Annotated in this window: 17 protein-coding genes; 11 read left to right on the plus strand and 6 right to left on the minus strand. The window is 64.8% G+C overall.

The window, feature by feature from the left end; genetic code table 11:
- Positions 1-42: 42 nt before the first annotated feature.
- The 5 genes from AB5K84_RS33160 (at position 43) to AB5K84_RS33180 (ending at position 4544) form a co-directional block, all read left to right on the plus strand.
- Positions 43-1002, plus strand: a complete 960-nt coding sequence (locus AB5K84_RS33160; protein WP_370165409.1) for a helix-turn-helix domain-containing protein — start codon at positions 43-45, stop codon at positions 1000-1002.
- A gap of 97 nt (positions 1003-1099) precedes the next feature.
- Positions 1100-1390, plus strand: a complete 291-nt coding sequence (locus AB5K84_RS33165) for a hypothetical protein (RefSeq protein WP_162494074.1) — start codon at positions 1100-1102, stop codon at positions 1388-1390.
- A 121-nt stretch (positions 1391-1511) separates the two neighbouring features.
- Positions 1512-2717: an NAD(P)/FAD-dependent oxidoreductase gene (locus tag AB5K84_RS33170; protein ID WP_011085576.1), complete on the plus strand. Its 1206-nt coding sequence runs from the start codon at positions 1512-1514 to the stop codon at positions 2715-2717.
- Positions 2718-2821: 104 nt separating this feature from the next.
- Complete coding sequence (locus AB5K84_RS33175; protein WP_441232717.1) at positions 2822-3739, plus strand: MBL fold metallo-hydrolase; 918 nt, start codon at positions 2822-2824, stop codon at positions 3737-3739.
- A gap of 148 nt (positions 3740-3887) precedes the next feature.
- Complete coding sequence (locus AB5K84_RS33180) at positions 3888-4544, plus strand: HAD family hydrolase (protein WP_011085574.1); 657 nt, start codon at positions 3888-3890, stop codon at positions 4542-4544.
- A gap of 25 nt (positions 4545-4569) precedes the next feature.
- Here AB5K84_RS33180 and AB5K84_RS33185 read toward each other — a convergent pair whose 3' ends face one another.
- Together AB5K84_RS33185 and AB5K84_RS33190 are read right to left on the minus strand one after the other, a co-directional pair.
- Complete coding sequence (locus AB5K84_RS33185) at positions 4570-5301, minus strand: cytochrome c biogenesis CcdA family protein (protein ID WP_011085573.1); 732 nt, start codon at positions 5299-5301, stop codon at positions 4570-4572.
- 203 nt (positions 5302-5504) lie between these two features.
- Positions 5505-5771 (minus strand): hypothetical protein, encoded by a 267-nt coding sequence (locus tag AB5K84_RS33190; RefSeq protein WP_011085572.1) that lies wholly within the window; start codon positions 5769-5771, stop codon positions 5505-5507.
- A 482-nt stretch (positions 5772-6253) separates the two neighbouring features.
- On the opposite strand from AB5K84_RS33190, the gene AB5K84_RS33195 reads away from it, so the two are divergent.
- The 5 genes from AB5K84_RS33195 to AB5K84_RS33215 all read left to right on the plus strand — a co-directional run bounded on the left by AB5K84_RS33195 (position 6254) and on the right by AB5K84_RS33215 (position 10794).
- Positions 6254-7300, plus strand: coding sequence for a LysR family transcriptional regulator (locus AB5K84_RS33195; protein WP_011085570.1), 1047 nt, complete (start codon positions 6254-6256; stop codon positions 7298-7300).
- Positions 7301-7329: 29 nt separating this feature from the next.
- Complete coding sequence (locus tag AB5K84_RS33200) at positions 7330-7701, plus strand: helix-turn-helix domain-containing protein (RefSeq protein ID WP_014497036.1); 372 nt, start codon at positions 7330-7332, stop codon at positions 7699-7701.
- Between the two features lie 410 nt (positions 7702-8111).
- Positions 8112-9461, plus strand: coding sequence for a L,D-transpeptidase family protein (locus tag AB5K84_RS33205; RefSeq protein ID WP_011085568.1), 1350 nt, complete (start codon positions 8112-8114; stop codon positions 9459-9461).
- Between the two features lie 127 nt (positions 9462-9588).
- A complete protein-coding gene (locus AB5K84_RS33210) occupies positions 9589-10404 on the plus strand; it encodes an enoyl-CoA hydratase (protein WP_011085567.1) in 816 nt (271 codons plus the stop codon).
- A gap of 105 nt (positions 10405-10509) precedes the next feature.
- Positions 10510-10794: a hypothetical protein gene (locus tag AB5K84_RS33215; RefSeq protein ID WP_011085566.1), complete on the plus strand. Its 285-nt coding sequence runs from the start codon at positions 10510-10512 to the stop codon at positions 10792-10794.
- 41 nt (positions 10795-10835) lie between these two features.
- On the opposite strand, the gene AB5K84_RS33220 is transcribed toward AB5K84_RS33215, so the two are convergent.
- The 3 genes from AB5K84_RS33220 to AB5K84_RS33230 all read right to left on the minus strand — a co-directional run bounded on the left by AB5K84_RS33220 (position 10836) and on the right by AB5K84_RS33230 (position 14441).
- Positions 10836-11915 (minus strand): isocitrate/isopropylmalate dehydrogenase family protein, encoded by a 1080-nt coding sequence (locus AB5K84_RS33220; protein WP_038965830.1) that lies wholly within the window; start codon positions 11913-11915, stop codon positions 10836-10838.
- A 113-nt stretch (positions 11916-12028) separates the two neighbouring features.
- The gene (locus tag AB5K84_RS33225) at positions 12029-13096 is read right to left on the minus strand and encodes an alcohol dehydrogenase (protein ID WP_011085564.1); all 1068 of its coding nucleotides are present in this window, start codon (positions 13094-13096) and stop codon (positions 12029-12031) included.
- Positions 13097-13268: 172 nt separating this feature from the next.
- Entirely contained in the window at positions 13269-14441 is a 1173-nt protein-coding gene (locus AB5K84_RS33230) for a CaiB/BaiF CoA transferase family protein (protein ID WP_011085563.1), read from the minus strand.
- Positions 14442-14635: 194 nt separating this feature from the next.
- On the opposite strand from AB5K84_RS33230, the gene glgA reads away from it, so the two are divergent.
- The gene (glgA, locus tag AB5K84_RS33235; protein ID WP_038965823.1) at positions 14636-16051 is read left to right on the plus strand and encodes a glycogen synthase GlgA; all 1416 of its coding nucleotides are present in this window, start codon (positions 14636-14638) and stop codon (positions 16049-16051) included.
- 228 nt (positions 16052-16279) lie between these two features.
- Here glgA and AB5K84_RS33240 read toward each other — a convergent pair whose 3' ends face one another.
- Positions 16280-17230, minus strand: coding sequence for an oxygenase MpaB family protein (locus tag AB5K84_RS33240; RefSeq protein ID WP_038965824.1), 951 nt, complete (start codon positions 17228-17230; stop codon positions 16280-16282).
- Between the last annotated feature and the right edge of the window lie 54 nt (positions 17231-17284).

Below are 17284 nucleotides of genomic sequence, written 5' to 3' on the forward strand. Positions count from 1 at the left end.
GCACCTGATCCGAAGCTCGATGCGATCAGGAGGAGCCACGCAATGATCGAGAGCAGCACACTCATGCGCAATCCCTCGCACAACGGCGTGCCGTCCGCACCCGGCGCACAGCCGGACGATGGCTCGACCTCCGAACGGCGGGCCGCCGACGCAGAGATGGCGCGGGTGCTCAGGACCGAACCGGCTCGCATGGCATTGGATTCCTCCGGCGCCGGCATCGCCCACTGGAAACATGATCCATTGCACGACGTCGTCGAGCCCATGAGCCACCATGTGATCATGGCGTACAACGGCATGATGCAGCGCATGGAGCGGCGGTCGGGAAAATCGGTTGCGATCGGCACGTTTCGTCCTGGAGTGGTGATCATCATTCCAGAAGGATCGAGCTCCCGATGGGATATTCCGAAGCCTGTCGATGTGGTCCAGCTCTATCTTCCGAATGCAACACTGAAGCGCGTTGCCGACGAAGCCGGGACCGCAAAACCGGCCGACCTGCTGGAGCGGACTGCGCATCCCGATCCCATCACGTCCAGACTGCTCTTGAGTGCAGCGGATGCGCTGGGGGGCAACGGAGCCCTGGATACGTTGTTCCGTCATCAACTGACGGATCTTCTGGCCACCCGCCTGCTGGTTGCCCACACCGGTTCGCCGACCAATTTTCAACAGACCATGGGCGGGCTGTCGCCGAAGGTCCTTCTCCGTGCGATCGAACGGTTGCGCTCGGACAGCGATGCGGACATCTCGCTCGATGCGCTGGCGTCCGATGCCGGCCTCTCGCGCTTTCACTTCTGCCGTGCCTTCAAGGAGAGCACCGGGCTCTCGCCGCATGCCTGGCTGCGCCAGCACAGGCTCGAGCAGGCCATGAACATGCTGCGGGAGAGCGACGAATCGGTCGTCTCGGTTGCCGCAGCGCTTGGCTATTCCTCGCAGACCGCCTTCGCCGCGGCCTTCAAGAAGCTGACGGGTGAAACGCCGAGCGATTGGCGCAGGCGCATGCGTTAGCAGCAATCTCTCGACAGGGACGGCAATCGCTCTGGGGCAGTCGGATATCTGGTTCGCTAAACATCTTGGCATCGCACGACGCGGACGGAGACCAACGATGGACTGGAAACACCTTGCAATCGCACCGCGACGGAAAGCCATCACGTCGGCGCTGCTGTATGGGCTCTCGCTGACCGTACGCTTCACCCAGCCGACAGCCGAAGAAGCGACCTTACAAGCGACGCAAAACGCCAATCCCGCGACGTCAATCCTGATCAATCAGGGTTGGCCCAGAAAACCGATGGTGCCGGCAGCTCTGCGCGGCTGGACATCGGGCCCGAGAAGCTGCCCGGCGGCATGTGATGGCCCTGCGCTGCTGTCCTCACTGCCGAACTGCGCCGCGCCGTAAGGGTCCGGCGGTCTCCGTTTCACCTCGTCGCGTCATCGTCGATCGCACAGGCTCTGCCCACACAAGGCGGCGGCGATGACGCGCGCACGTCCCGAACGAACCAAACCCAGGAGTCAACCACATGCGACTGCTCATCATTGGCGCCGGCTTCGCCGGCATGTACGCCGCCCTCTCCTCGGCCCGCCTGCGCGACATCCAGGGCGTTTCGCCTGACGATCTCGAAATCGCCCTGATCGCACCGGAGCCGACGCTGGTGGTCCGCCCGCGGCTCTACGAGCCGAAGCCGGAAACCCTGACGGCACCGCTGCTCGATGTCCTCAGGGCGATCGACGTCGACTACATCCAGGGCAGCGCCGAGACGATCGACACCAAGGCGCGGATGGTGCAGATCGCCACTCCCAGGGGCACGCGCACGACACTGTCCTACGACCGCCTCGTGATCGCCACCGGCAGCCGGCTGTTCCGCCCCAACATTCCCGGCCTTGCCGAGCACGGCTTCAGCGTCGACTCGCTCGATGACGCGATCGCACTCGACAAGCATCTGCACGGTCTGGCCGACCGGCCGGCCGTGAACGGACGCGACACGGTCGTCGTTGCCGGCGGCGGCTTCACCGGCATCGAGGCGGCAACCGAGCTGCCCGCGCGCCTGCGCAACATCTTCGGCAAGGACTCCAGGACGCGCGTCATCATCGTCGAGCGCAACAGCGCGATCGCGCCCGACATGGGCGAAAACCCCCGCCCGCTCATCGAGGATGCGTTGCGAAAGCTCGGCGTCGAGATGCGGCTCGGGGCCGGCGTCGTCTCGCTGGACAAATCCGGCGTGACGCTATCGACCGGCGAACATATCGAAACCGAGACGGTGGTCTGGGCGGCCGGCATCCGCGCCGCGCCATTGACCGCGCAGATTCCCGCCGAGCACGACAATTTCGGCCGCCTGCTGGTGGACCGAGATCTGCGCGTGCCTGTCGTCGCCGGCGTCTTCGCCACCGGCGATGCTGCGCGCGCAGCATGCGACGACGAGGGCAATTACGCACTGATGTCGTGCCAGCACGCCACGCGCATGGGAGCCTTTGCCGGTAACAACGCCGCCGCCGAGCTGCTGGGCGTTCCGACCAGGCCGTATCACCAGAAGGCCTACGTCACCTGCCTCGATCTCGGCGAAGCCGGCGCGGTGTTCACGCGCGGCTGGGAACGCAAGGTCGAGCTGGTCGGCGACGTCGCCAAGAAGACCAAGCAGGAGATCAACACCGTCTGGATCTATCCGCCGAAGGCCGAGCGCGCCGCGGCGCTCGCGTCGGCCGATCCGGAGCGCGTGACCAGTCTCTGACCACACGAGGCGATGACGGCCGCGCTCTCCTGGCTACGCGGTCCGCTCAACCAAGACCAGCCAGAACCAGGACCAACCACTTTCCCATGAAACAGGAGACAGACATGAATCTGCACAACACCTCGTACCCCGTGTCATCCGGACCTGAAGAGCTCGTTCCGTCGCGCTACGCGCTGAAGGTCGGCGAGATCGACGTGCTGGTGGTCAGCGACGGCGTGCTGCCGCTGCCAACCACGATGTTGGCGCACAACGCCGCCCCGGCCGAACGTGCGGCCTGGCTGCACGACATGTTCCTGCCGCAGGATGCCTTCGACTGGGTGCTGAATGCGGTCATGGTGCGCAGCGGCGGCAAGACCATCCTGATCGACGCTGGACTGGGGTCCGACCCAAACTTGCACCTGCCGCGGGCCGGACAGTTGATCAAGCGACTGGAGGCTGCCGGCATCGATCTGTCGTCCGTGACCGATCTGGTGCTGACCCATCTGCACATGGACCACATCGGCGGGCTGCTCGTCGACGGGGTGAAAAAGCGATTGCGCAAGGACCTTCGGATCCACGTGGCCGCCGCCGAGGTCAAATTCTGGGAGTCGCCCGATTTCTCGCAGACCGCCATGCCGCAGGGATTCCCGGACGCGCTTCGCGCGACCGCCAAGCGGTTCGTGAGCGAGTACGGCAGTCAGTTGCGGCAGTTCGATGAGACCCACGAGATTGCGCCCGGCGTCATCGCCCGTCGCACCGGCGGTCACACCCCCGGACACAGCGTGGTGCGCGTAGCGTCCGGCGGCGATGCGCTGACATTCGCCGGCGACGCCGTGTTTGCGGTCGGGTTCGAACAGCCCGACTGGCACAACGGCTTCGAGCACGATCCCGAGGAGGCCGCGCGCGTTCGTGTCCGTCTCTTGCGAGAGCTTGCCGAGACCGGCGAGATGCTGGTGGCCACTCACCTGCCGTTCCCGTCCATCGGCCGGGTGGCGATCGACGGCGACGCCTTCCGTTTTGTGCCGGCCTTCTGGGACTACTGACCGCCTGTTGAGTTAGGCCGAACGGGGCGCGTGCTCATGACGTTCGTGAGTACGCGCCCTGAATTCAATCAGCCCGGTATGGCCCCCGTCCACCGACCCGGATATAGCGAGAAGTACCGATGAACTATGTGCTTGGAGCATCGCAAGGATGACCTGTGCAAGTCCCGAACTCATTATCTTCGATTCGGACGGTGTCCTGGTCGATAGTGAGATCATTGCCCTGACCGTGCTGGTCCGGACAGCATCTGAGGAAGGCGTGTCGATCAGCATGGAAGACGCGATACGTTCGTTCCGAGGGGTGAAGATGACGGATTGCGTGCGCGAAATCGAGCGCCGGTTAGGCCGCAGTGTCCGAGACACTTTCGTCGCCGACGTTCGGCAAGCAACCGCGCTGGCTTTTGATGCCGAACTGAGGCCTGTCGAGGGAATCCATGCAGCGTTGGCTGCAATCACTGCTCCGGTTTGCGTGGCGTCTAACGGACCCATGTCGAAACTCACGCATGCACTCGGATTGACGAGCCTGCTGGGGCACTTCGAAGGACGCATATTCAGTGCGTACGAGGTTGGTTCGTGGAAGCCGGACCCCGGCCTGTTTCTGCATGCTGCGCAGACGTTGGGCGCTCACCCCTCACGTTGCGTCGTTGTTGAGGACTCGTTATCCGGGATTTGCGCAGCAAAGGCCGCAGGAATGAGGGTCCTCGGCTTTACCGGAGGTGATCCGGAAATTGAGCAAGAGTTAGCAGCTGTCTGCGACGACCTCTTTCATCGCATGAGCGACCTTCCGGCTTTGCTGAGCATGGAATGATTGCAGCACTCCCATTCGACACGCCCTACCCGAACGTCTGCAACGCCGGAAACGTCTCCAGCAGCCAGATGCTCACATTCGAGACCGCGCCGGTGAGAAAGCCGATGCCGGTGATCACCATCAACACGCCCATGGCGCGCTCGACATTGACGAGATGGCCCTTCATGCGCGCGAACAGCGCGGAGAACTGCTCGATCATCAGCGCGGCGATCAGGAAGGGAATGCCGAGGCCCGCGGAATAGACCGCGAGGAGCCCTGCGCCCTTGGTCACCGTGGCTTCGGCCGCGGCGATCGAGAGGATCGCGGCGAGGATCGGGCCGATGCAGGGCGTCCAGCCGAAGGCGAAGGCGAGGCCCATGATGTAGGCGCCCCACAGGCCGACGGGTTTCGGGATCGGCAGCCGGCCCTCGCGCATCAACAGGCCGATGCGCGTCAGGCCGAGGAAGTGCAGACCCATCACGATGATGACGACGCCGGCGAGGATCGACAGCTCCGCCGACCAGGCCCGGATCAGCCCGCCGACCAGCGAGGCGCTGGCGCCGAGCGCCACAAACACGGTGGAGAAGCCGAGCACGAACAGAAGCGCCGACATCATGATCGCGCGCTTGGAGGCCGATGACGGCTCGTCGCTCTCGACATGCTCGATCGTCGCGCCCGTGAGATAGATCAGGTAGGGCGGGACCAGCGGCAGGACGCATGGGGAGAGGAAGCTGACGAGGCCGGCAATCAGCGCCGCCGGGATCGAAACATTTTGCATGATGCAGTCGGAGCCATCTCAGGCGCCGGCGCGGCGCGCGGGGAATGCGCGCGGCCCGGAGCACCGGCTCTGGTGTAGCCGATGCCGGAAAATGCGCAACAGAGGCGCACAAAACCAGGGCTCCTCCCGATGCCGTCCGCAATCACAGATGCGGCATCGGGACGCGCACAAACCTCGCCAAAAAGCGAGATCCGGCGGCGCGGCTACTTCACCACGCGGAGCAGCGGACGCCGGGGCTGGTCCTGCGTCTGCTTGGAGGGGGGTGGCGGTTCGCTTGCAGCGCTCCGCAGCATTTCGTCGCACAATGCCTTGAGATCGGCACTGTCAATTCCTTTGAGTTTCATCCGCACGTCCAGGATGACAATGGACAGCAGCTCGGCCGACTCACGGCTATTGATCTCGTTGAGAACCCTGCGGCACTCCTCGAGCGTTTCCAGCACCGACTGCAACTGTTCGTCTGAATGCGACACCGGCGTTCTTTCCGTTAATTCGGCCTGCGAGACGTGTTGGTGACGACCCCTCTGGCCCCCATGGAGAGCCAACGATAGCACGAGGCCGCTGCGCCTCTGAACATGATTTCAGTGTGTTTCTGCGTTGAAACTGCGGTTCCGGCGAACATCGCCCCGCTGCTTAATTGGCCATCAGCGAAACGACGAAGGGTAGAACGCACGATGCGCTGTGATCGATCCGTCCTGGAAGGCGGGAACGCCTCTCTCGCAAGCAGATCCATTGCGGACAGCGCCGACAATCCCGCAGCCATTTCACGGCTCGCAACGGAACTCACGCGACACCCCTCATTCGGGCGAAAGTTTGCCCGATTCCCAGCCCTTGGCCGCACTCAGATACCACCTTCGAGGTAGTAAGGATGGCGTTCAAAACTCGCCATTCCCCAACCCGTCGTGGTTGTGGTTTGCGCCAGATTCTGCCAGTTTAACAACCCGAAGGGACTTGTATGCACTCCTTGGCGGAAAGGGGCGTTCCACTAGAGGAACGCCAAAAAGCAAATCTCAGCGGCCTCTCGGATTGGGATGCCGCCCGGATTTTCCTGGAAGTCGTCCGATCCGGAAGTTTCCGCTCGGCGGCCGAACGTCTGTCGCTGTCGATCAACGCCGTCCGCCGACGCATCGACGATTTCGAGCGTCAGACCGGCACTACCCTTTTCACCCGCGACGTGCACGGCACCCACCTGACTGACGAGGGCACGATGGTGGTCTCCGCCGTCGAACGAATGGAGGCGGCTGCGTTCGACGTGCTGCGCACCAGCGATTCGACGGCCAATGTCCTGTCCGGCGAGGTCCGCGTCGCGGTGACCGAGGGCCTTGGGACGTTCTGGCTCGCCCCGCGCCTGGTCGAATTCCAGCAGGCCTATCCGAAGATTCTGGTCGACCTGCATTGCGCGATGCGATCCGCAGACGTCTCCCGCCACGAGGCTGACGTCGCCATCCACCTGTCGCGTCCTTCCGCGCTCGACGTCAAGCTGGTGCGGCTCGGCCGCATGCATCTGATGTTCTGGGCCTCCGAGAAATACATCGAGAAACATGGCGCTCCGCGCTCGGCAATGGAATTGATCAAGCACCGCTTGGTGCTGCAATTCGCCGACCAGCTCGCCGCCAAGGAAACTTTCGAGAGCTTCTTCCCGGGCGTTCCTGAACGTGACCTTCTGGTCATGAAGACCAACGTCTCAAGCGCCAACTACTGGGCTGTCGCGAATGGCGCCGGAATCGGCGTATTCCCGAGCTACGCCGTCGCGCTTGGCGGGAAGTTGATTCCACTGGAGGTCGAGCTGAACCGACCGCTGGATATCTGGTTGTCCTACCATCCCGGTAGCGGCCGAATTCCGCGGGTACGGCACATGATTGACTGGCTGATCGAGGCTTTCAATCCGGCTCGCTTCCCGTGGTTTAAGGAAGAGTTCGTGCACCCGCATGAATTCAAGGACTCGTATATGGGCGAACCCCTGACCCAGCTCTTCGGGGGATTTTCAACCGAAGAACGGTGAGAACGAACATGAAAACAGCGGCGAAGAGAATGAAGCAACGCAGTGCCGGCAAGCCCGACATCGAGCTTGGCAAACGGATCCGTCTGCGGCGCGTCGAGATGAAGATCTCGCAGGCCGAGCTCGGCGAGAAGCTCGGCGTCAGCTTCCAGCAGGTTCAGAAATACGAGAAGGGCGTCAATCGCGTCGGCGCGGCTCGGCTTCAGCAGATCGCCACCGCCCTCGACGTGCCCGTGACCTTCTTCTACGACGGCGACAACAAGGCGCGCGAAGTCGAGAGCCTGCTGTTCCTCGATTCGGCCTTCAGCCTCCGCCTGCTGCGCGCTTACAGCAAGATCAAGGACCAGACGGTGCAGCGTCAGCTCGTCTCGCTGATGGAATCGATCGCGGCGAACGAAGCCTGATCCATCTCGGCGGTCTGGCCTTCAAGGCCGACGTTCAATCCACCGCGTCACGGGGGCGCGGCCGGATTGAACGAGACCTGCTGGATCGGATTTGGCCTGCGCGCCGTCCGCGCGCGGCATTCGGGGCGGCCTGACCGCCCTTTTTTTTGGTCTTTTTCTTGATCTTTTTCTTCATCTTTTCCCTGCCCCCGCCCGCGGTTTTCGCGAACCCATCTCCACCCTGCCGCGACCCAATCGAGAGACTCCGCACTGGACGCGCGGAGTTTTCGACTGCCGTGCTTAATGGGACCTCAATATTGATGCCCTAGCTTCCCGCCGATCTTACCAATCGGCGCCCGCGGCGCGGCGACCGGGAAATTGCCAATGCGAGCGCTCGTCCGGGCCTCGTCCTCAGGGGAAGAACAAGACAGATGTCGAAGCGCCATGCCGTGATGATTGCCATGGGCCTCTTCGCCAGCGCTTCCGCGCTCGCGCAGACCGAGACCACGGGCCAGGCCGGCTCCAGCCCGGCGGCGTCGGGCGGCACCGTGCCGGCCGCCGCCAATCCGGCCCACGCGGCCGCGCCGAAAACCGCCGCGTCGACCTCGGCCTCGACGCCGGAAAGCCGCTCGGCCGCAGCGCTCGCGATGACGCACGAGCCGACCTATGACGAGGGCTCAGCCCAGCGCATCAAGGACGCGGCGCTCAGCTATTCCGATCTCGCGGTGCGCGGCGGCTGGCCGACGATCCCGGCAGACGCCAAATTCGCGCTCGGCGTCCAGGGCGCCAATGACGACCTGCTGCGCAAGCGGCTGATCGTCTCCGGCGACCTTTCCGCCGACAAGGCAAGCGGCGCCTTCGACCAGGATCTCGCGGACGCGGTGAAGCGTTTCCAGGCTCGCCACGGGCTGGCGCCGACCGGCATGGTGACGCCGCGCACGCTCGCGGCGATGAACGTTTCCGTGCAGAAGCGCATCCGGCAGCTGGAGGCTTCGCTCCAGCGGCTCGAGAACATGAATTTCGGCTTCGGCCAGCGCTATGTCGTGGTCAACATCCCCGCGGCCTTTGCCGAAGCGGTCGAGAACGACGTCGTGGTGCGGCGCTATCGCGTCATCGTCGGCAAGACCGAAAAGCCCTCGCCGACACTGACGGCCCAGATCACCAGCGTCGTTCTCAATCCGACCTGGACGGTGCCGTCATCGATCGCCAAGACCGAAATCTCCGCGCATATGCGCAAGGACCCGACCTACCTGTCGCGTATGCACATGGAGGTGCTCGACGCCCACGACAATCCGATCGATCCGCATTCGGTCGACTGGTCCGGCACGCATACGCCGAACTTCACTGTGCGCCAGCAGAACGGCACCTTCAACGCGCTTGGCGCGGTGAAGATCGACATGCCGAACGCCTACTCGGTTTACATGCACGACACCAACCAGCGCAATCTGTTCAGCGACGACTACCGTTTCGATTCCCACGGCTGCTCGCGCGTCGACAACGTGCGCGATCTCGCCGCCTGGCTGCTCAAGGACCAGCCGAAGTGGAGCCGCGCCGCGATCGACGCTGAAATCGCGACCGGCCAGCACCTCGACGTCGCCATGGCGAAGAAGGTCCCGGTGGCCTGGACCTATCTCACGGCGTGGATGACCAAGGACCAGACCGTCCAGTTCCGCAACGACGTCTATAACCAGGACGAGCAGTTGCTGGAGGCGACCGCGGAAGAGGCGGCCTTCTTCAGCAATGCCGGCAGCCATCCGCTGACCGCGCACATGACGCGCTAGGATCGGCGCAGTAGCCGCGCCATGCAATCGCGGCACAGGCGGATGCAGAGCCCCTCGCCTCGCCGCGGTTGACCCGGACCTCGGCCCGGCAGCACATTGCGCCCGGCCTACGACAAGCGAGCGCGCGATGCCCGACATTTCCAATGAAACTTCCTACGCCGACGGCAAGATCCTCAAGCACGCCACTGATGGCGTCGGCGTGATCACCTTCAACAATCCCGACAAGCGCAATGCGATGTCGCTGGAGATGTGGGAGGGATTTGGCGAGGCACTGACGGCCTTGCGCGACGACGACGCGGTGCGCGTCGTGATCCTGCGCGGCGCCGGCGGCAAGGCGTTCGTATCCGGCGCCGACATCAGCCAGTTCGAGAAGACGCGCCACAACGCGGCGGCGTCCGAGGATTACGCCAGACGCAGCGCCGCCCAGCGCGCGCTGCTCGCCGACTATCCCAAGCCGACGATCGCCTGCATCCAGGGCTTTTGTCTCGGCGGCGGCATGCAGGTCGCGATGCTTGCCGACATCCGCATCGCTGCGCTTGGCAGCCAGTTCGGCATTCCCGCGGCAAGGCTCGGCATCGCCTATGGCTACGACGGATTGCGGCACCTGGTGTCGCTGGTCGGCCCGTCCTGGGCGCGGCTGCTGATGTACACGGGCATGCGGATCGATTCCGCGGAAGCGCTGCGCATTGGCCTCGTCGAGCGCGTGGTCCCGGACGATCAGCTCTGGGGCGAGACCATGGCGATCGCCGCGACGATCTCGCAGAACGCCCCGCTCGCGATCAAGGCCGCCAAGATCACCATCGCACAGGTGCTGAAGGACGAAAGCGGTCGCGACATGGAGGCGATCAAGGCGATCGGCCATGCCTGCATGGACTCCGCCGATTTTCGCGAGGGCCGGCAGGCCTTCATGGAGAAGCGCAAGCCGCAATTTTCGGGGCGGTGAAGCTGAACCGGCATTCAGGAAGATTAAATTCCTCTGCCTCCTGCACCGCGATAGCAACCAACTGATCCGTCGCAAGTTCTTCCGCCACCAACGAGGGAGATTGCGATGAAACTCAAGTTTGCTGTGCTTGGTCTGGCCGCGCTCGGCAGCGCTGCGCTGACGTCAGGGCAAGCGCTCGCGGCGATGCCGAACGGGATTCCGCAGGCCGATCGCGTCGCAAGCGGTCCGGCCGCCAACGTCGATCAGGTCCGAATGGTCTGTAATCAGTGGGGCCGCTGCTGGTGGCGTCCGAACTATTATGGCGCCTATGGCTATTACGGTGGCCCGCGCCGGTACTATGGCGGCCCGCGCCCATGGGGCTGGGGTCACCGCCACTGGCACCGCTGGTGAACGACGAAGGGGCCGCGAGGCCCCTTTCTCTTGGCATCTGACTACAGCGCCCCCAGCACCGCCTTCGTGATGTCGGCCGTGCCGTTGCTGCCGCCGAACTCCATCGGCTTGATGCCGCCGGCATAGACCTGGTCCACCGCACGTTCGATCGTCTCGCCGGCTTCTGCCGCGCTCTCGACGCCGTGCTTGTCCGCGATCCAGTCCAGCATCATCGCGGCCGACAGGATCATGCCGGTCGGATTGGCCTTGCCCTGCCCCATGATATCGGGCGCGGTGCCGTGGCAAGGCTGGAACACGGCGTATTTGTCGCCGATGTCGGCCGACGGCGCCATGCCGAGACCGCCGATCAGGCTCGCGGTGATGTCGGAGACGATGTCGCCGAACATGTTCTCCATCACCATCACGTCGAAATCCCAGGGACGCTTCACCAGCATCGCCGAGCAGGCATCGACATAGAGCCGGTCGGTCCTCACCTCCGGATGCTTCTTGGCAATCTCGTCGAAGATGCCGCGGAAGAAGGCAAAGGCCTTGAACACGTTCGCCTTGTCGACGCAGGTCAGCATCCCCGGCTTGCCGCGCGCCTTGCGGCGTGCGGCGAGGCGAAACGAGAACTCGAACAGGCGCTCGGAGGTCCGGCGCGTGATCACCATGGTCTCGCGCGCATCCTCATGGGTGACGACGCCCTTGCCCATCGAGGCGAACAGGCCCTCGGTGGATTCGCGGATCACGACGAGGTCGATACCGCGCGTGTCGGCGCCGACGATCGGGCTCGGCACGCCCGGAATGAGCCGCGCCGGCCGCACGCCGGCATAGAGATCGAAGATGAAGCGCAGCTCGATCTGCGGCGCGATCTCGGTGTTGTCGGGGTAGCGCACCGACGGCAGGCCGCAGGCCCCGAGCAGGATCGCATCCGCCTCCTCGCACAGCTTGATCGTTCTCTCGGGCATCGACTTGCCGGTGGCGAGATAATTGTTGGCACCGGCCGGCGCCTCGGTGAAGCGGAAGCGCAAATCCGATTTCTGTTCGATCTTGCGCAGCACCTCGATCGCCGGGGCCATGACTTCAGGGCCGATGCCGTCACCGGCGAGCACGGCAATGTGGAAGGCGTTGTTTGCGGACATGGGGGTTCCTGCATTTTCGGGCGTCATTCCGGGGCGGTCCGCAGGACCGAACCCGGAATCTCGAGATTCCGGGTTCGATGCTTTGCATCGCCCCGGAATGACGTAAAGAGAAACTACGGCGTCAGCACCGTGCGTCCGACCACGGCGCCCTGCTGCAACTGCACCAGCGCGTCGTTGGCCTTGGCGAGCGGCTGACGCGTCACCGGGATCGGCGGCACGTTCTTCGTTCGCACGAGGTCGAGCAGTTCCTGCGTCTCGCGCAGATTGCCGACATAGCTGCCCTGGATGGTCACCGCCTTGATCGGAATCAGCGGCAGCGCCCAGGTCGCGCCACCGCCGAACAGGCCGACGATGACGAGCTTGCCGCCCTTGGTCAGGCAGTCGAAGCCGAGCTGCGTCGTCGCGGCATTGCCGACGAGGTCGATGACGGCGCGGATCGGCCCGCCCGCTTTCTTGGCAAGCTGCTCCAGCGCGTCCGGCGCCTTGGGATCGACGGTCGCAAGCGCGCCGGCCTTCTCCGCCGCCTCGCGCTTCCTGGCGTCGATGTCGACCATGATCGCGCCCTTGCCGCCCATCGCTTTCAACAGCGACAGCGCCATCAGGCCGAGGCCGCCGGCGCCGAACATCACGATCGGCGTGTCGAAATGCTGCTCGACCTTCTTCAGCGCACTGTAGGTGGTGACGCCCGAGCAGGCATAGGGCGCGGTGGTCGCGGGATCGAGCCCTTTGAGGTTCAGCAGATAGCGCGGATGCGGCACCAACATGTGATCGGAATAGCCGCCGTCGCAATAGACGCCGAGCGAGCGCGGCGTCAGGCACATGTTCTCGTCGCCGCCAAGGCAGGTCGCGCACTTGCCGCAGCCGATCCAGGGATAGACCAGGCCGACATCGCCGAGCCTGAGATCACCCTGGTCGGTCGGCTTCACGTCAGGACCGAAAGCCACGATTTCACCGACCGTCTCGTGGCCCATGGTCAGCGGCAGATTGATGCCGCGGTCCTTCAGCGACAGCGGCTTGCGGCCATGGCCGAGATCGTAACCGCCTTCCCAGATATGGAGGTCGCTGTGGCAGACGCCGGCGGCCTTCACCTTGATCAGCACCTGCGTGCCCGACGGCTGCGGCGTGGGCTCGTCGAACTCCTGCAGCGGCGCCTTGAAATCGGCGACCTTGAAACTCTTCATCGGCGTCCTCCCGCATGCTTCTTGTTGTCGCGCCACCATGCCACGGCCGGCGAGGCGAGACAAACGCGCACCTGTCTAGTTTACGCCGGCCGACGGTGGCAAGCCGGCCGCGCGCAAGGCCGCATTGCTCGCCGCACCGAGCCTTCCGTCACCCTTGCGCGGCCGTTTTGCCTCACGGAATTGACGCGTCATCGGCGAGGCCAATCTCGTCGCGCAACGCACCCGTGTGCTCGCCGAGCGCGGCCATCGCCCTGGCCGGCGTCGTATCGGCGCCGGACATCCGGAACGGCAGGTTGAGAACCTGGAACGAGCCGCCCCCATCCTCCACCGACGAGAGCGCCTGCCGGTGCGCGAGCTGCGGATCGGCCAGCGCCTCGGAGACGGTGCGATAGGCCGAGGCCGGCACGCCGGCCGCACCGAGTGCGACGAGGCATGCCTCGGTCGAGAGCTGCCGCGACCAGGCCTCGACGCCGTCCATCAAGTCGGCCCAGTTCTCGCGGCGCGCAGCGTAGGCGGAGAAGCGCGGATCGGAAATCCAGTCGGGGCGTCCGATCACGCCCATCAAACACTGAAACGTCTTTTCGCTCGCGACCGTGATCATGACATAGCCATTGGCCGTCTCGGTCGGCCCGAACATCGGGCGCGGTGGCGGCTTCACCGCGAACTGCGAGCTCTGCAACTCGATCAGAGTCAGCGTCAGCATCGACTCCAGCATGGAGACGTCGATGTGCTGGCCAAGCCCGGTCACCGTGCGCTGATAGAGCGCCGACGCAATCGCCCCAAAACCGTAGGTGCCGGTGACGACGTCGGCATGGTAGATGCCGCAATAGTCGGGGCGGTTACGGCCGGGCTGGTAGGCGAGATGCGCCATGTCATAGCCGGAGGCCGCGTGGATCACCGGCGCATAGGCCGGCAGCTCGGCCGAGGGGCCGCTCTGGCCGTAGCCCGAGATCGAGCAATAAATCAGCCTTGGATTGACCGGGCGCATTCTGTCGTAGTCGAGCCGCAGCCGGTGCATCACGCCGGGCCGGAAGTTCTCGACCAGGATGTCGGCGGTCGCGGCCAGCCGGAGGATCGCCTCCCTGCCGTCCTCGGACTTGAGGTCGAGCACGACGCTCTTCTTGCCGACATTGAGCTGGCCGAATACGGTGCTGCACCCCTTGCGCAGCGGCGGCCGGGTCCGCATTGTCTCGCCGCCGTCGGTCTCGATCTTGATGACCTCGGCGCCCATATCGGCGAGCATCCGCGTGCAATGGGGACCGGCGATGGTGGTCGAAAAATCCAGCACCCTGAGTCCGGCGAAGGCCTTTGTCGTCGTGCTCTCATGCTTATCTGCTAGCTGCATGCGTGCCGCGTCTCCCGGCGTATCCTAGGAACAATGAATGTTCTCTGTTGTTGGTGCGCCGACCCTAGAGGGCGGCGGCTGAGTAGGAAAGTCTTTACCGAGCGGAGGCGTTTCGCAGGCGTGCTTGGGAATTGCGGGGCAACTGGACCCGTTCTTGCATAGCAGCAAACCGGATCGGCAAGGGGCAACTGTACTTGAGGGTCTTGTTCGTTACGACAGAAATGGACGACTTCGTCCGCGTCGGCGGACTTGGAGCCGTTTCCGCTGCCCTGCCCAGAGCCCTTCGCCCCTTCGCCGATATCCGGATCATGTTGCCCGGCTATCGCGACATCATCGAGCAACTCACGCATATTCAGATCGTTGGCCGCTGCCCGTCGTTTGCGGATCTGCCGGCCTGCTCGCTCGGCCGGGCCGCGACCAAGGACGGCCTGCCGGTCTATGTGCTGTTATGCTCGCAACTCTACGACCGGCCCGGCAATCCCTATGGCGACGAGTCCGGACGCGACTGGCCGGACAACGACATCCGCTTCGCACGCTTTGCCTCGGCAGCCGCTGAGCTGGCCATGGGCAAGCTGGACAAGAATTGGGCAGCAGACCTGATCCATGCCAACGACTGGCAGGCCTCGCTCGTGCCCGCCTATCTCGCCTGGCGCGGCGCCAAGCTGCCGTCGATCCTGACCATTCACAACCTCGCCTATCAGGGCCTCTTCCCGAAGGACTCGCTGCGGCGGATCGGCGCACCGGAAAGCGCCTTCCACATCGACGGCCTCGAATTCTACGACCAGGTCTCCTTCCTCAAGGCTGGCCTCGTCTACGCCTCGCATCTCACCACCGTCAGCGGCACCTATGCGCGCGAGATCACCACGGCCGAGTTCGGCTGCGGCCTGGAGGGTCTGCTCCGGCTGCGCTCGGACGCCGCCGAGCTCACCGGCATCCTCAACGGCATCGACGAGAGCTGGGACCCGCGCTCCTGCGCCCAGCTCGCCCAGCAATTCGGCGCCGGCGACTGGGTCGGCAAGAAGGCCAATGCGGACTACGTGCGCAAGCAGTTCGGGCTGGCGGTGTCGCGCGGCCCGATGTTCGGCATCGTCGCGCGGCTCGTGCACCAGAAGGGCATCGATCTCGTGCTGTCCGCGGCCGACGAGATCATCGATGCCGGCGGCCAGATCGTGGTCACCGGCTCCGGCGAGCCGGCGCTCGAGCAGGCGCTGATCGACGCACATCGCCGCCGCCCCGATGCGATCGGCGTTGCGATCGGCTTCAACGACGCCCAGGCGCGGCGCATCTTCGCCGGCAGCGACTTCACCCTGATGCCGTCGCGCTTCGAGCCGTGCGGCCTCAGCCAGATGTACGCCCAGCGCTTCGGCTCGCTGCCGATCGGGCACCAGACCGGCGGCTTGGCCGAGACCATCACCGACGGCGAGACCGGCTTCCTGTTCTCGAGACCCTCGCACGAATCCTTCCTCGGCGGCGTCCGCCGGGCCTTCGAAGCCTTCATGGCGCAGGACCAGCTCGACTCCATGCGCCGCAGCGCCATGGGACGGTCGTTCTCCTGGAGCATCTCGGCCGACAGCTATAGCGCGCTGTACCGGAAGCTGGCAGCGGTGTGAGGCGCGACGGCGCTTCCACATACTCCGTCATTGCGAGCGCCTATCTCCCCCCCCGTCCCCCCCGCGCAACGGCGGAGCCGTTGTCGCTGGAGGTCCTCGCCTCTTCGGCGAGCCTCGAAGGGCGACGGCCCGGCTGCAGTGGGGCCGTGCATCCTTCGAGGCTCCCGGCGCGATGCTCTCGCATCGCGCCACTCGCACCTCAGGATGACGGTGCAAAAGCTGAGGCCTTCACCCCTTGCCGCGCACGTCCATCTGCGGCCGTCCGATCCAGGCGCGGTTGAGGCAACGGGTTATCCAGTCCGGCTGCAACTCTCCTCGCAGCCGCGCCTGCGCTTCCTGGTAGGGACCGACATAGCGCAGCCTGTCCGGCAATTTCGGATAGACGCGCCTGATCCATTTCATCGCGTTGTCGGCGGATCTGATATCGCGCTCGTCCAGTTCGAACCCGAAGCCTGCACGCAATCGCTCCGGGAGCAGGCTTGCCGTCAGCGCGCGATACCAGCGCGGTGGCCGCAACCAAGGACGGGCGCCGGTGAAGATTTGTGTCGCGATCTTGCGCGCGGCCGGGCTGACGGTCAAAGTCTCCGACTGCGCCATCGCTGCGGTGTAAGCGGCAAAGCCGGACCAGTCCGCCGGCAAATCATCCCCGGTCAATCCGAACAAGGCGCCGAACAGCCGGCCCTCGGTCCAGTAGCGCTCGCGCTCCTCCACGGAGAGCTGCGGCAGAACCAGATCATGCGCCATCAGCCCCGTCTCGACCAGCGTCGCATGAACCCAGCGCAAAGACGGGATGTCGTTGGCGCAGTAGCGCGAGCCGGCAGCGAATGGGCCCACCGTCCCGGGCATCTCTCCGACGATCATGCTGTGACGCCGGTGCAGTTGCCGCGACGACAGCAAGGCACGGTCGAGCGAGCCGAACACCATGGCGAAGACGATGTCGAAGGTGCGGTGAAAGCGGCCGATCGGATCGGCCAACGTCCGGGAGTGCTCGGCGATGGCGGCAGCGACCCAGGGGTGAGCCAATTGCAGCAGCAGCGCGCGGCCGGCGCCGAGAAAGATGACGGCTTCCCGGTCGATCCGCCAGGTGACCGAGGACGGGCCGAACACGCCGGGGACCGGCCCCGCCGCGTCAGCGCGGACCTGATCGAGCGCCGCCTCCAGATCTTTCTCAACGACCAATTGCGAGCCTCGCGACGAAGACGCCGCGATAATAGCCCAGACAGCGCGCTCGTG

The organism is Bradyrhizobium sp. 1200_D9_N1_1, assembly GCF_052075915.1.
GTDB lineage: Bacteria > Pseudomonadota > Alphaproteobacteria > Rhizobiales > Xanthobacteraceae > Bradyrhizobium > Bradyrhizobium diazoefficiens.

Excerpts from the sequence above, each read along its gene's own strand:
- AB5K84_RS33160 (WP_370165409.1), top strand. The coding sequence starts at position 43 with ATGATCGAGAGCAGCACACTCATGCGCAATCCCTCGCACAACGGCGTG.
- AB5K84_RS33165 (WP_162494074.1), top strand. The coding sequence starts at position 1,100 with ATGGACTGGAAACACCTTGCAATCGCACCGCGACGGAAAGCCATCACG.
- AB5K84_RS33170 (WP_011085576.1), top strand. The coding sequence starts at position 1,512 with ATGCGACTGCTCATCATTGGCGCCGGCTTCGCCGGCATGTACGCCGCC.
- AB5K84_RS33175 (WP_441232717.1), top strand. The coding sequence starts at position 2,822 with ATGAATCTGCACAACACCTCGTACCCCGTGTCATCCGGACCTGAAGAG.
- AB5K84_RS33180 (WP_011085574.1), top strand. The coding sequence starts at position 3,888 with ATGACCTGTGCAAGTCCCGAACTCATTATCTTCGATTCGGACGGTGTC.
- AB5K84_RS33185 (WP_011085573.1), bottom strand. The coding sequence starts at position 5,301 with ATGCAAAATGTTTCGATCCCGGCGGCGCTGATTGCCGGCCTCGTCAGC.
- AB5K84_RS33195 (WP_011085570.1), top strand. The coding sequence starts at position 6,254 with ATGCACTCCTTGGCGGAAAGGGGCGTTCCACTAGAGGAACGCCAAAAA.
- AB5K84_RS33200 (WP_014497036.1), top strand. The coding sequence starts at position 7,330 with ATGAAGCAACGCAGTGCCGGCAAGCCCGACATCGAGCTTGGCAAACGG.
- AB5K84_RS33205 (WP_011085568.1), top strand. The coding sequence starts at position 8,112 with ATGTCGAAGCGCCATGCCGTGATGATTGCCATGGGCCTCTTCGCCAGC.
- AB5K84_RS33210 (WP_011085567.1), top strand. The coding sequence starts at position 9,589 with ATGCCCGACATTTCCAATGAAACTTCCTACGCCGACGGCAAGATCCTC.
- AB5K84_RS33215 (WP_011085566.1), top strand. The coding sequence starts at position 10,510 with ATGAAACTCAAGTTTGCTGTGCTTGGTCTGGCCGCGCTCGGCAGCGCT.
- AB5K84_RS33220 (WP_038965830.1), bottom strand. The coding sequence starts at position 11,915 with ATGTCCGCAAACAACGCCTTCCACATTGCCGTGCTCGCCGGTGACGGC.
- AB5K84_RS33225 (WP_011085564.1), bottom strand. The coding sequence starts at position 13,096 with ATGAAGAGTTTCAAGGTCGCCGATTTCAAGGCGCCGCTGCAGGAGTTC.
- AB5K84_RS33230 (WP_011085563.1), bottom strand. The coding sequence starts at position 14,441 with ATGCAGCTAGCAGATAAGCATGAGAGCACGACGACAAAGGCCTTCGCC.